This window comes from Accumulibacter sp. (assembly GCF_029255285.1).
In the GTDB taxonomy this organism is placed as follows: domain Bacteria; phylum Pseudomonadota; class Gammaproteobacteria; order Burkholderiales; family Rhodocyclaceae; genus Accumulibacter.
The window spans coordinates 19680-32715 of the sequence record NZ_JAPUVI010000035.1; the positions used below are offsets into that span (position 1 = coordinate 19680).

Annotated in this window: 8 protein-coding genes and 2 pseudogenes; 5 read left to right on the plus strand and 5 right to left on the minus strand. The window is 62.6% G+C overall.

The features are described 5' to 3' along the window. Positions 1-214: 214 nt before the first annotated feature. Positions 215-343: pseudogene (locus Q1M07_RS05500) on the plus strand (transposase); the annotation flags it as partial. 430 nt (positions 344-773) lie between these two features. Here the strand turns inward: Q1M07_RS05500 and Q1M07_RS05505 are convergent. The 3 genes from Q1M07_RS05505 to Q1M07_RS05515 form a co-directional block, all read right to left on the minus strand. Beyond that, positions 774-1127 (minus strand): hypothetical protein, encoded by a 354-nt coding sequence (locus Q1M07_RS05505; RefSeq protein WP_300451841.1) that lies wholly within the window; start codon positions 1125-1127, stop codon positions 774-776. 95 nt (positions 1128-1222) lie between these two features. Beyond that, positions 1223-1846: a hypothetical protein gene (locus Q1M07_RS05510; RefSeq protein ID WP_300451815.1), complete on the minus strand. Its 624-nt coding sequence runs from the start codon at positions 1844-1846 to the stop codon at positions 1223-1225. 247 nt (positions 1847-2093) lie between these two features. Beyond that, positions 2094-3041: a hypothetical protein gene (locus Q1M07_RS05515; RefSeq protein WP_300451818.1), complete on the minus strand. Its 948-nt coding sequence runs from the start codon at positions 3039-3041 to the stop codon at positions 2094-2096. A 171-nt stretch (positions 3042-3212) separates the two neighbouring features. Between Q1M07_RS05515 and Q1M07_RS05520 the strand changes: the two genes are divergently transcribed. The 4 genes from Q1M07_RS05520 to Q1M07_RS05535 all read left to right on the plus strand — a co-directional run bounded on the left by Q1M07_RS05520 (position 3213) and on the right by Q1M07_RS05535 (position 9942). Then, positions 3213-5654 (plus strand): CHAT domain-containing protein, encoded by a 2442-nt coding sequence (locus tag Q1M07_RS05520; protein ID WP_300451822.1) that lies wholly within the window; start codon positions 3213-3215, stop codon positions 5652-5654. Between the two features lie 852 nt (positions 5655-6506). Further along, entirely contained in the window at positions 6507-8570 is a 2064-nt protein-coding gene (locus Q1M07_RS05525) for a carbon starvation CstA family protein (protein WP_300451825.1), read from the plus strand. Positions 8571-8575: 5 nt separating this feature from the next. Then, on the plus strand, positions 8576-8773 hold the full coding sequence (locus Q1M07_RS05530) for a YbdD/YjiX family protein (RefSeq protein ID WP_300451828.1): 198 nt from the start codon (positions 8576-8578) through the stop codon (positions 8771-8773). A gap of 92 nt (positions 8774-8865) precedes the next feature. Then, positions 8866-9942 (plus strand): GTP-binding protein, encoded by a 1077-nt coding sequence (locus Q1M07_RS05535; protein WP_300451831.1) that lies wholly within the window; start codon positions 8866-8868, stop codon positions 9940-9942. Positions 9943-10238: 296 nt separating this feature from the next. Here the strand turns inward: Q1M07_RS05535 and Q1M07_RS05540 are convergent, their stop codons facing one another. Both Q1M07_RS05540 and Q1M07_RS05545 read right to left on the minus strand, forming a co-directional pair. Further along, the gene (locus tag Q1M07_RS05540; protein ID WP_300451834.1) at positions 10239-12494 is read right to left on the minus strand and encodes an ATP-binding protein; all 2256 of its coding nucleotides are present in this window, start codon (positions 12492-12494) and stop codon (positions 10239-10241) included. Between the two features lie 109 nt (positions 12495-12603). Beyond that, a pseudogene (locus tag Q1M07_RS05545) lies at positions 12604-12843 on the minus strand (IS3 family transposase); the annotation flags it as partial. Positions 12844-13036: the final 193 nt, after the last annotated feature.

Sequence of the window (13036 nt, forward strand, 5' to 3'; positions counted from 1 at the left end):
GTAGGCAATCAGTCTATAGTTGACTTGGCGATGGCAAACTCCAGTGGCCGTTGATGGCCGAAAGCGGCCGGCCAGCTAGCAACCTGAAGGCATTTCGCGCCCGCTTGACTGGCGTTGATGTTTCCACAGCCTACCAATGCCACAGCTCAACTGCTTGAACGGACCACATATAAGCGGTTGATTCGTAACGGTCGGTCTCGAGACGCCCGTGAACTTATTGCTCACGTCGCTCGACCTGATCGTGCGTCTGGCGGCGCTGATGCCGCCCCCGGGCCGTCATCGGCATCGCTACTACGGCGTACTGGCGCCCAACGCACCGCTACGCGCACAGGTCACTGCGCTTGTCAGCGTGCCAGAGAGTCCGACCGCGCCGCTTGTTACAGCGGCTGAGACGGAGACTGAGCCGGTCGCCGTGCAAGTCACCGCCCCAGGCGCGTCTTCCGACAGCGAGGAGCAGGCAGAGGCAGCGCTCCTGTGTCGCGTGGCCCGCTGTGGGAGATCATCGATGCCGAGCACGGCAAGTTCGACCCGCCAGCTCAACCGGCACCGGACTACCAGTTCGATCAGCGCATCGTCTGGTAAAGGCCGCACGAAGACGATCCGACCGGGCTCGTCGGGGAGCGCTTGCATCATGGTTCGCTGCGGCGGCTTTGTCGGCCACCGCGGCGATCCATGGCCATCCTGGTGCTGCGGTTGTGGCAAACGGTTATGCCGCCGGCCTTTCAGGAATACGATCGGTGTTTGGAGAGGCCGCCAACGCGGCTGTGCCGTTCCTAGACTAGGACCTCGGCCGGCTTGCCGAATTGGGCGCGCAGATGCCGTTCGACACTCCTTGCTTCCTCGGACCTGAATTCGACTTCAACCTCGAAGATACGAGCCTCGGCCTGAGTAACGGTGCGCACGACGAGCGTCGGCGCCACCGCCTGCAGCGCGCTCGGTAACGCGACGCTCTGCGTGTGGCGGGAGACGCGCCGCCAGCACGGCTTGTCCGCATTCGTCCACTGTGTGTCGCCCGAGGGACATTGCGCGAGCTGGCGTTCCAACGCTTCGCCAAGGCGAACGCCGAAGAACGTCCGGGCACTGGCATCATTGCCCATCGGCGCACCGACACGGCAGGCCATCAGCAACGCGGCGCACACCAGTCTTGCCCGAGGCGTCTATCGTTCGCTCATGCGACGTGCAACGAAGTCGCCCGCTGCGGCTGCCCAATGAACGATCGGGTTCACATCCGCACTGTCTTCCTCAATTCGGTCAGACGCACCATCAATTGCGTCGCCGGATCGATGATCGCCTTGCCCATCGGATCCTTGGAAAGTGCCTCGAAACTGCCGTATCCGAAGTGGAGACCACTAGGCGTCAGCATGTTCAGGCGCACGTTGCCGTTGGTCGGGGCCTCCGGCCGCGCCTGTTCCCAAGGGCCGATCCTCGATGCCACCTCATGACCCGCGGTCAACAAGGCCTGAATCTCAGCGTCCAGCGACGAATCGGGGCGTTCCCAGAATACGCCCGCACCGGTGTGGTGCAGATACCGGGCTGTGCCGTCGGCATACGCGGCGACGATATCCGCCCCTCCCGGCAAGCCGACCTCGACCACCACACCATGAACGACTTTCGCCTTGTCAGCGGGCGGCTTGACCTTCAAGAGACGAAGGAAATGCCATGCCTGCAAGTAGTGGCGTGATTCGAGCGAAGGCGTGGCGGCTATCCTCTCCAGTTCCGCCACCGCCAGATCGGTCTTTCCCGCCTGCCCATGCTTCCTGGCAGCTACGAAGGAAGCCCATGGTTCGGTAGTGGCCTGTTGGCCATCCTCACTCGGCCATTCGGAGGCAGGCAGGTCGCCGAACAACAGATCGCGCGTCGTGATCCTGGGTCGCTTCTTTTTGAACAGGTCGAACATGGTGCCTCCCTGGCAGGTATTGATTCACGCCGAGCGGTGTCGCACGCGTCCAGGCACTACCGCTGTCGGGTCACGGCTGGGGCGTTGCGCTCCTCGTCGGTGAAGGAGCAGAATTTCGTCGGTACTCGAAGTCGTGTCTCCTACCCTGATGAGGGCGGTCGATGCGGGATGCAACCGAGCCGATCCCGACTCCCATTCACCGTATGCTGGCCGCCATGCGGGCGATTTCCTCCCGCGTCGCCGCCAAGCCGTTCGGCGGCACAATGGAAATCAGGGCAATAAAGCCGCTCCCACCCTCGGCCAGCGCCGAGATGGCTCGCATGGGAACACTTTCTCCAACGATGACGAAACCCTCGTAGATGTTGAACTCGATGGGTTTGCCAGCCGTGGTCTTCAGGCCGGGTTCGCTGCTGATCGATCGTGCCTGTTGCAGAGAGCCCTTGACTGTCTTGTCGGCGATTTCACGCATCTGGGCATGGTCAAGCGCCAGACCGTCGGAGGAAAGGACGATCAGGGACGAGCCGCCTAAGGAGGCCGCCGAGTAGACGCCTGCCACGGGCCGGGTCGACGTCTGCTGGCCCGGTATCGGCGCCCAGGCGGCACCGAGGTCGAAAGTCGGCGCCGCCGTGGTCCGGACGGCACCCGGCGCAGCCATCGAGGACGCCGACGGCATCGTCAGCGTTCCAGACTCGGCAGCTTGTGGCGTACGCACACTGAAGAAGATGCGCTCGAATTCGGCAAACCTCTCCCGCATGTATTCGGGACTCACTCCGGTGGCGTAGGAAACCAGTCCAAGTCCCCCCTCGTTCAGCATGACCACGGCGCACATGCCACTCGCACCGATGTTCTGGCTGGAAAGATGTCCCGTGTAAATACCGAACCGGCGACGGATGCCGTCCCGGTTACTCTCCGTTTCCCGAGCCGCGGGTTGAGCGTCGGGCATCGCGACTTTCAGGAGGTTCAGCATGGGGTAATAGACATCCTCCGTTTCGGTGACGCCGGCGAAGTAGCGCACGAACAGAAGTTCTCCCTTGCGCCCCTGGAAAGTCAGGACTTTATCGGGAGTAGGCGCTCCGACTTGCCAGTTGTCCGGCACCGTCAGGGCAAACGTCTTCTCCAGAGAGACGAAGGATTGATCGCCCAAGCTGGCCACCGAAGCCAACGCCAATACCAGTCCCGCTGCCGTCGCGACGACTGATCCTGTTCGCACCCGAAGCATCTTGCCTCCCGTAAGTCATAATGACGTATCGCCGACTGATTATAGAATGGCGACGATGAGTCTGTACGCCGATCTGACGACGCAAAGGGACGACCGATGATGAGCAAGCTCGGGGCGGCGGCCTGCGGTCCGCTGTTGATCATCGCCCTCCTGTGCACGTTTGCGCCGCCACCTGTCCTTGGCGCAGGAGAGGAAGTGCGGCTGATGGCGATTCGGGATGCCATGGGTCGCCAGGATTGGAAGGCGGCACTGGTCGCGGTGCGGGAGGAAATCGCCGCTCCGGCGACGCGCGAGCCCGCCCATCTGATGAATCTTCGCCTCATCGCCATCGGTATTCTCGGTGATCATGTGCGCCAATTCGGCGCCACGGCTCAGGAAACCGGGGACGCAGACCGCTTTTTTGCCGAGGCCCTCGCCTACGCGGCCAACAGTCCGCTACAGAGGGCGCAGGTGCGCAAGGTGTACACCCTCTACTGCACGAAGATTGGACGGCCGGGGCGAGCCCTGCAATTGGCGAGGGAGGATCTGGACTATTGGCTGGGGACGGAGAATACCTACCAGCAGATTAGTGCCTACGACACCTTGGCGACGATCTACCAGGATGCGGGTCAGCTGGTTCCGGCGAGACATTTCCGTGAACAGGCTCTGGCGCAGGCGGGGAACTACTTCCGGGTCGGTGAGCGCCCGTCCGACCCCGGCCGCTGGCTCGGTTACGGCAAACTGCTGGAGAAACACCTGGACGACATTGCGAAGCCTGGTTCGGCCGATCAGGTCGCCAGGGTGTGGACCCTGTACGAACGGATCTCCGCTGTCTATTTCGGCAGCCAGACCCTGAGCTACCTGCTCGGCGCCGAGTCCTTCGCTCGTGCCGGAGATATTCTCCGGGCGCGACAACTGACCGACCGAGCCCGAACGGCTTGGGCGAGTGAGAAGTCGCGCCTGTCCGGCGAGATGGCGCAGCAGATCGAGCTCGACCTCCAGTCGCGTTCCGCGGCAGTGGAGTATTACGCCGGCGACGACCGGAAGGCGATCGCCGGATTCCTGGCGCTGTTCGAGACCGCCGCGCGTTTCGGCTGGAAGAGTGGCCTACCCAGCCAGCACCGTTTGCTCGGGGAAGCGTACGAACGCATGGGCGAGAGCGAGAAGGCGGCGGAATCCTACGGTGTGGCGGTCCGGGAGTACGAAGGTGGGCGCGAAAGCTTCAGTGTCGCAGAGCGGGCGGCTTTCTTCCGGTCGGCGGTGCGACTGCCCTATTGGGGGCTGATTCGCGTCTTGGCGCGGGAGCACGCCCGGTCGGGACAGGCGGCTGTCTTCGATCAGGCGCTGGCAGCCAGCGAACGGGTTCGCGGCCGGCAGTTGGGGGATCTGATCCAGGAGGGAGTCGACTTCACGCCGCAACGCGCGAACCAGTTTCGTGCGGCGCTGGATGCCGACGAGGCGGTACTGGCCTATACGCTCATGGACAAGGAAATCGTCATTCTGGCGTTTACCCGCAATCGACAACTGAGCATCGTGATCCCCTACGACGGACCTGCATTCCGCCGCCAGGTTCTCGATCTGGCGAAGGATCTGTCCGATTCCGACAGCGATGCCGTCGCCCTGCAGCGCCGATTGGCGGACCTCAGCCGGGTCCTCCTCGCCCCGGTGACGGAGCTTCTCGCCCACGGCAAGCGTATCGTTGTCCTCCCTGATGGCGTCATCAATGCGTTACCCTTTGACCTGCTCAGCCTCGACCAGGGCAGCTACCGGCCCCTGCTGGCGGACCGCATTGTCCGCCTGGCGCCGTCGCTGCGTGTCCTGCAGCGGGGTGCGTCGCGCCACAGCGTGGCCGGCGGGAGATTCCTCGGGATCGCCGATCCGATCTACACGAAGTCGCCCCAGGCGCCTGGGCTGACGCAAGAGGACATGAAAGCACTGTCGCGGGGCAACCGCTACCTGGCGTACTTCACTCCCCTGCCGGAAACGCGGCGCGAAGTGCAGGCGGCAGGCAAGTTGGTGGGGAGCGGCGAGCCGCGCCTTCTGGTCGGTTCCGAGGCGAGGGAATCGCGAGTCAAGCGACTCGACCTGCGGCCGTACCGTTACCTCCACTTCGCGACCCACGGCATTATCGGAGGGGAAGTGCCCGGGGTCGACGAGGCCGCCCTGGTACTCGGAGAGGAACGCGAAGAAGACGGCCTGTTGATGGCCAGCGAGGTGGCGGAACTGAAGCTTGACGCCGAACTGGTCGTGCTGTCGGCATGCAAGACCGGTGCCGGGGAATACTTCACCGGCGAGGGAGTGATGGGAATGAGCCGCAGCTTTCTGGCGGCGGGCGGACGCTCGACGGTGGTTTCCTTGTGGTCCGTCGACTCGCTGGCCACCGAAAGGCTAATGGTCGCCTTCTACCGTTATCTAAAGCAGGGGCTCAACCGTCCGGAGGCGCTGCGGGCGGCGAAACTGGAAGTCTCGGGGGGGGCTGGAAGTCAGGGGAAGTCCGGTACCAACTCCGAGTATTCCCATCCCTTCTTCTGGGCAGCGTTCCAGATCTACGGTTCCTGAATCCGCGACGACGGGCTCGCCGGCAGCCAGCGTGCCGCCTGCGCCGGGTGAGCGCCGTGTGGTTCAAGCCATTCCGTCATACACAACGCGATCGGCATAATTTGCCTGCCTGACGCGCGACCGCCAAATAGTTGACAAAATGCACTCGGTATACCCGTTTCTGCTGATCGATGACATCGAGGAAGGTCGTTTTGCCACTCGCGTTTGGCCCGACCAGCGCCTGCATCGGTGCCAGGGCCTGATCGACTGTCTTGAGGCTGCGGAAATAACGCGTCTGAATACGGGAAAACATCGCAGCTAGGGCAAGACCGGTGGTTGGCGATATTGCCGAGTTATAGGCGGCTTTCAGTTTGAAAAAACAGAAGGCGTTCCGTTCTCGGCAAGGAGTTGGTCCCGGTCAATCCCGAACGCGTTACCCAGCGCGGTTTTTTGACCGTCTCAGGGACAGGGACATCGCGCACAAGGGGAGGCTCCTGCCGGTCAGTCGCCGGCCTTGACACGCGACGAAGATTCGCCAATGCGATCACCTGAGGAATCATGCCCTGGCCAGCCGAAGCCAGGCCGGGAACCAGCGCCTCGCGGGTAGGAAGAGCGACGCCATTCGCCGTGCCCAGAGCGCCGTTCAATCCGCCTGCCGACCGCTCGCCAGATAACACGCCGGGTGACCTTTATCGGAGCTAGATTTCGTGGCGCACCGCGTCGGGAGTTGCCACTGCCAAATCTCACCTCCTGCCAGTGCCTGGTCGGGGGGACGTTTCCCAGTCTCGGCGACCGGTTTTTCCGAGACGGCCATAGCGACTTTGCGAGAAGCCGCGGTTGGCCGCCATGAGGCAACTCACTCCTGGAGGGGTCGTGAACATCGTTTCCAAACATGCCATCTGGTGGCTCTTGACGGCGGTCGGGGTATTCTCCCTCGGCACCGTGGCGCTATCGCGGGGCGAAACCATCAATGCCCTGTGGATAGTCACCGCGGCCGTTTCCATCTATCTCGTCGCTTACCGCTACTACAGTCTGTTCATCGCCGACAAGGTGATGCGACTCGACCCGACGCGCGCGACGCCGGCCGTTCGCCACAACGACGGCCTCGACTACGTGCCGACCAACAAGTACATCCTGTTCGGTCACCACTTCGCGGCCATCGCCGGCGCCGGTCCGCTGGTCGGCCCGGTGCTGGCCGCGCAGATGGGCTACCTGCCGGGTACGCTGTGGATCATCGTCGGCGTAGTTCTCGCTGGCGCCGTGCAGGACTTCATGGTCCTCTTCGTCTCGACGCGTCGTGACGGACGTTCGCTCGGCGACCTCGTCAAATCCGAACTCGGTTTCGTGCCGGGAATCATCGCCCTGTTCGGCACCTTCATGATCATGGTGATCATCCTCGCCGTGCTGGCGCTGATCGTCGTCAAGGCGCTGGCCGAAAGTCCGTGGGGAACTTTCACCGTCGCCGCGACGATTCCGATCGCCATGTTCATGGGCGTCTATAACCGCTTCATCCGTCCTGGACGCGTCGGCGAAATTTCGATCGTCGGCTTCGTGCTGCTGATCGCGGCGATCATCGCCGGCGGTCAGGTCGCGGAGAGCGCCACCTGGGCGCCGCTATTCACCTTCGACGGCAAGCAACTGACCTGGATGCTGATCATCTACGGCTTTGTCGCCTCGGTATTGCCGGTATGGCTGCTGCTCGCCCCGCGCGACTACCTGTCGACCTTCCTGAAGATCGGCACCATCGTCGGTCTGGCGCTGTGCCTGGTGTATGTCGCACCGAACCTGCGCATGCCGGCCGTCACCCAGTTCGTCGACGGCACCGGGCCGGCATGGTCGGGAAGCCTGTTTCCGTTCATCTTCATCACCATCGCCTGTGGTGCGGTTTCGGGCTTCCATGCGCTGATCTCGTCGGGCACGACACCCAAGCTGCTCGACAACGAGCAGAACGCGCGCATGATCGGCTACGGCGGTATGCTGATGGAGTCCTTCGTGGCGATCATGGCGATCGTCGCCGCTTCGGTCATCGATCCAGGCGTCTACTTCGCGATGAACAGCCCCCCCGCGATCATCGGCAAGACCGTCGAAGGCGCGGCCCAGGTGATTTCGCAGTGGGGCTTCGTGATCACTCCGGACGTGCTGACGCAGACCGCCAGGGATGTCGGCGAGAACAGCATCCTCTCGCGCGCCGGCGGCGCGCCGACGCTGGCCGTGGGAATGGCCCAGATCTTTTCGCAGGTCTTCGGCGGGCAGGCGATGATGGCCTTCTGGTACCACTTCGCGATTCTCTTCGAGGCGCTGTTCATCCTCACCGCCTGCGACGCCGGGACGCGGGCCGGACGCTTCATGCTGCAGGATCTTCTGGGCACCTTCGTTCCGGCCTTCAGGCGGATCAACTCCTGGCCGTCCAACCTGACGGCTACCGCTCTGTGCGTCGCCGCCTGGGGCTACATCCTCTACCAGGGCGTCGTCGACCCGCTCGGCGGCATCAACAGCCTGTGGCCGCTGTTCGGCATCTCCAACCAGATGTTGGCTGGCGTGGCGCTGATGCTATGCACTGTCGTGCTGTTCAAGATGAAGCGGCAGAAGCACGCCTGGGTGACCATCGTGCCGGCGGCCTGGCTGTTGGTGTGTACGCTGACGGCCGGGTGGCAGAAGGTCTTCCACGCCAACCCGAAGATCGGCTTTCTGGCGCTGGCCGACAAGTTCCAGGCCGCGCTCGACAGGGGCGAGCTTCTCGCGCCGGCGAAGAGCGTAGAACAGATGCAGCAGATCGTTTTCAACAACCATCTGGACGCCATGCTCGCGACCTTCTTCATCTTCGTCGTCGTCAGCATGCTCTTGTACACCATCATCGCGTGCCTGAAAGCCTGGCGCGAAGACCGGATCACGAGTTGCGAGATGCCGTACGAGGCCATTCCCAGTACCAAGGTGTGACCCCCTTGTTCAACGACCTTTCGAAGTTCGGCACGTATCTCGGGCAGGCCGCCAGATTGATGGTCGGCCTGCCCGATTACGGCACCTATGTCGCCCACATGCGAGCGACGCATCCCGACCTGCCGGTGATGAGCGAAACGGAGTTTTTCCGCAATCGCCAGGAAGCGAAGTATGGCTCCGGGCGTTCCGGCGGCTGTTGTTGATCCGGCCGCAAGGTCTGTCGGCTTGTCCCACGAAGGGGAGGCGCCAGGCACTACCTGCCTCTTTTTCGCTTTCTCTTGTGTATCGAACACTCATGAACCCAACCCTCGCCGCACCGCTCCCCGTCACTCTGCTTTCCGGCTTTCTCGGCGCCGGCAAGACCACGGTTCTCAACGCATTGCTCGATCATGCCGACGGCCGGCGTTTCGCCGTCGTGGAAAACGAGTTCGGCGCCGTCAACATCGACAGCCAGCTCGTTTCGCGCAGCCAGGGCGGCATCATCGAGCTGACCAACGGTTGTGTGTGCTGCACGGTCAACGCCGACCTGGTGCGTGGCCTGCAGGATCTGGCCGCGCAACGCGCTTCGGGCAGACTGGCTTTCGACTGGATCATCGTCGAGACAACCGGGCTTGCCGACCCCGGCGCCGTTGCCCAGACTTTCTTCGCCGCGCCCGAACTACGCGACGACTTCATGCTTGACGGCATCGTCGTCGTCGTCGATGCGCTGCACGCCGGCCAACAGCTCGATCAACATCTCGTCGTCCAGCGCCAGGTCGGCTTCGCGGACCGACTGCTGCTCGCCAAGTGCGATCTGGTAGATCCGGCCACGATTGTCGATCTGTCGGAGCGTCTGCGCGGCATCAACCCGCGCGCACCCCAGCAGTCACTCCAACAGGGTCGCGCCGAACCCGGTTCGCTGCTCGGCATCGGCGGCTTCAAGCTCGATGCCTCGCTGCTCGCCGCCGATGTCGGCATCCCATCTCCTGCCCGTTTCATACCGGTGGCCGGCCCGGCTGGCGTGCGCTGGTCGCGCCGACCGGCGCACGATGACGAAATCTCGTCCTTCCTGCTCGAAGCCGGGGAAGTCGATCTCGACGGAATCGCTGCGTTCGTGCAGTCGCTGATCGACGAACTGGGCGACCAGTTGCTGCGCTACAAGGGCATCCTGGCGGTCCCGGACGAAGACAGGAAGCTGATTTTTCAGGGTGTCCAGCGCGTCGCCGGCTTCGATTACGGTGCCGTCTGGGTGCCCGGGGAGGCGCGCCGCTCGCGCATCGTGCTGATCGGCAAACGGCTGCCGGAAGTGCGGCTGCGCGAGGAGTTTCGGCGCGTTGCCGAAGCGGCTGGCGTCGCTTCCCGCGCAGAAAGCGGTGCTGGACGACTCGGCTGACGGCAGTCCTGACATGCGCCAAGCGGTAGCGCCAAGTCGTGATTGGCAACGTCCTGGGAGTGGCCAGGGCGCGGCCTACCAGGGGGTTGACCGGAGCGAAGCCACGCAGGTGACGGCGGGACCCTGGGGCGAGCGGCTGCCGTTGGCAAGGCGGCTTCCCCGAGCGAGCGCCGCGCGAAACGACGCGCCGCCAAGGAGGGAAACGGGCAAAGCGAAGCCGCTGACCATGGCGCTAAGGTGTAAGCGACCAACGGATGATCTGAGTTCATTTCATGCTCCGTGTTTCGCAGAATGGTTCACGACTTCGCTGTCGCCGCCGGCGTATGCTCTAGCGCGTCCAGGATGGATTGGTAGTCGTAATTGTCCGCCAGATGGCCGAGCGTAGCGGCCAAGATGGGATGCGACTCGCCGATCTCCGTCAGTACCTCCCTGGTGCTGTCGAGGTCGAGATGGGTGATCGCCTTGGCAAGCGCTTGGCGCAGGGGTTCGGGCAGGACGGCGAGGGATTGCGGCGTCAGTCGGTGCGTGTCTTCGACCGCTTCCGGCGCGGCACGGACGAGTCTTACTCGCAGCAGTGACTCCATGCACTCGTGGATATCCGCGGACCGGAAAGGCTTGTGGACGATAGCGTCGAACCCCGACGCAAGCAGGATCGCGTCGTCCTGCTTGAATGAGGAGGCGGTGACCGCGGCGATTATCACCGTATCGCCGCCCGGCAGCATGCGAATCTGCCGAGTGGCTTCCAACCCGTCCATCACCGGCATTCGCCGGTCCATCCAGATGAAGTGGGGATTCCACTCCTGGAAGCACGACACCCCTTCGGCACCGTTTTCGGCCTCTCGCACAGCATAGCCGACACCCTCCAGCAATTGCTTGAGCAGGAGCCGGTTCTCCCGGTTGTCGTCGACTACCAGCACCTGAAACTCCGGCTGCCCTGCCTCCAGACCAATCACCTCGCCGCGTACGGGCGCCGTTTCGGGCAGGTTCTCCGGCCGCGCCTGTTGCAACGGCAGATCCACCCGGAAGACGCTGCCTTTGCCGACTTCACTGGCTAGAGTCAGCCGCCCTCCCATCAGCGCGATGAACTGCCGGGTAATGGCCAAGCCCAAGCCGGTGCCCTGCCATTTCCCCGAAGTACCGGACTGGACGAACGCTTCGAAAATCCTATCCTGATCTTCCGGAGCAATACCGATGCCCGTATCCTGCACCTCGAGGATCAAACGCTCGGCAGGACCAGGGGTGACGCTCAGGCGCAAGGCAATGCTGCCACGCTCGGTGGCCTTTACGGCGTTCGAGAGCAGGTTGAGGAGAATCTGGCGTAGCTTGGCCTGGTCGTCGATGACGTGGCGGGGAACCTCGGTGGCTTGATCGAACTGCAATTGCAGGCCTTTCTCCAGAGCGCGGAGGCGCATCATGTCCACGATGTCGGCGACCATGTTGGCCAAGTCGAAAGGCGCTCGCTCGATCTCGACCCGCCCGGCCTCGATCTTCGCGAGATCGAGCACGTCATTGATGAGGCCGAGCAGGTGGTCGCCGCTCTTGTGGATGACGGCCAGGTTCGTTTTCTGAGAATCGGACAAGCCCGGGCTGCGGCGCAGCAGTTCAGAGAAGCCGAGGATGGCGTTCAAAGGCGTGCGCAGTTCGTGCGACATGTTGGCAAGGAATACGGACTTGGCCTTGTTGGCGGCTTCGGCGGCATTTTTGGCGGTTTCAAGTTCCTTCGAAATCCGCTGGCTTTCGGTGATCGCATCCGCCAACACGACGTTGATATCCTGGTAGTAAGCGTTATCCAATCGGCTCTTGAATTGGAGGTTTTTGTAACGCCAAATCAGACTTTGCGTCTCTTCGTCGGACAAGGCCAACCTTTCTCCGGGCTGAAGACCAGCGATGCGTCGTTCCAAATCGATGTAGCGTTCTTTGTTTTTCTTGCGAAACCGGATCGTAAGGATGACTCGCAAAAACAGCGGGTTAGGGGCGTAGATATCGTGAGATTCTTCGATATCGAAGAACTCCATGTCGTCAAAAATGAGACATCCGCCATAGAATATCCCCTTGACGAAATCGGGGGACTGTGGCGATACATTTTCCTGGACGAGAATTCCAGCTTCCTCGTCGAGGAGCAAGGTAGCGCTGTAACCAATTTCTTCCGGTGAGCCACCGCGCATCACCGAATTGTAGCCTTCGCTATGCTTGTTCAAGCGCAGCCAGTCCATGGTCGAGTGAATCATTTTTTTTCCCGGACCTTGTTCGTACCAGATGCGCAGGAAGTTAATGCCACCACGAAATAGCAGACTGGGAGCCCCCGGGATCGCTCGCTCGATGGTTTGCAGGATATCCACCCACATGGAATAGGGATACCACTTTTCCGGATCGATATCGGCGATATCCAGTTTTAGTCCACCCTGCGGGAGGACTCTGAGATCATAGAATGCGGCGATAATACCGAGGATGTGCGTACCGGCGACTTCGCCTTTGGCCTTCTTCATCGCTTCGGGCAAGGTTTTTTTGTGATCGTGGTCAGACGGTTGAGCGTGTGAATGAGTGTCGATCATGGCGATTTCCCTAATAAGAAGAAAGAAGAACCCCCTTCGTAAGCGTCCAGCGCCCCCACCCCCAGGGTTCAGATCCTATCGAGGCGGCAACTAGTCTGACACAGGGGGCCCGGCACCAGGCGCGGCACGGCGCCTCGTCCATCGCCGCTGTCGCAATCACCGCCTGCCGCCGCGCCGCCGCTGTCCAGGCCCGCGCGCGAGCGGGCCTGGACAGCGCCTCTGCCCGCCAACGCTCGAGCGTGTCCACCGAAATTCCAACCTCTCGCGACACCTCTTCGATCGCCGTGCTCTCCGGCGGCAGCAGCCTCCCCAGAACACGATCCTTCATCGCTTGTCCGTATCTCGCCATCCGTATCTTCTCCCTATCGCCCTCTGTTTCGGATCCTAGCGAGGCGACAACTAGTCTGACACAGAAGGGGGGTTTCGGCGCGCCCGCCACTTCGGGTTCCTGCACGCCAATGGCAAGCGCTTGATCGGCTTGCGGCATCTGTTGCTCAAGTTCGATCCCGGCCGTTTCACGCCACCGCGCAAGGAACGACCGC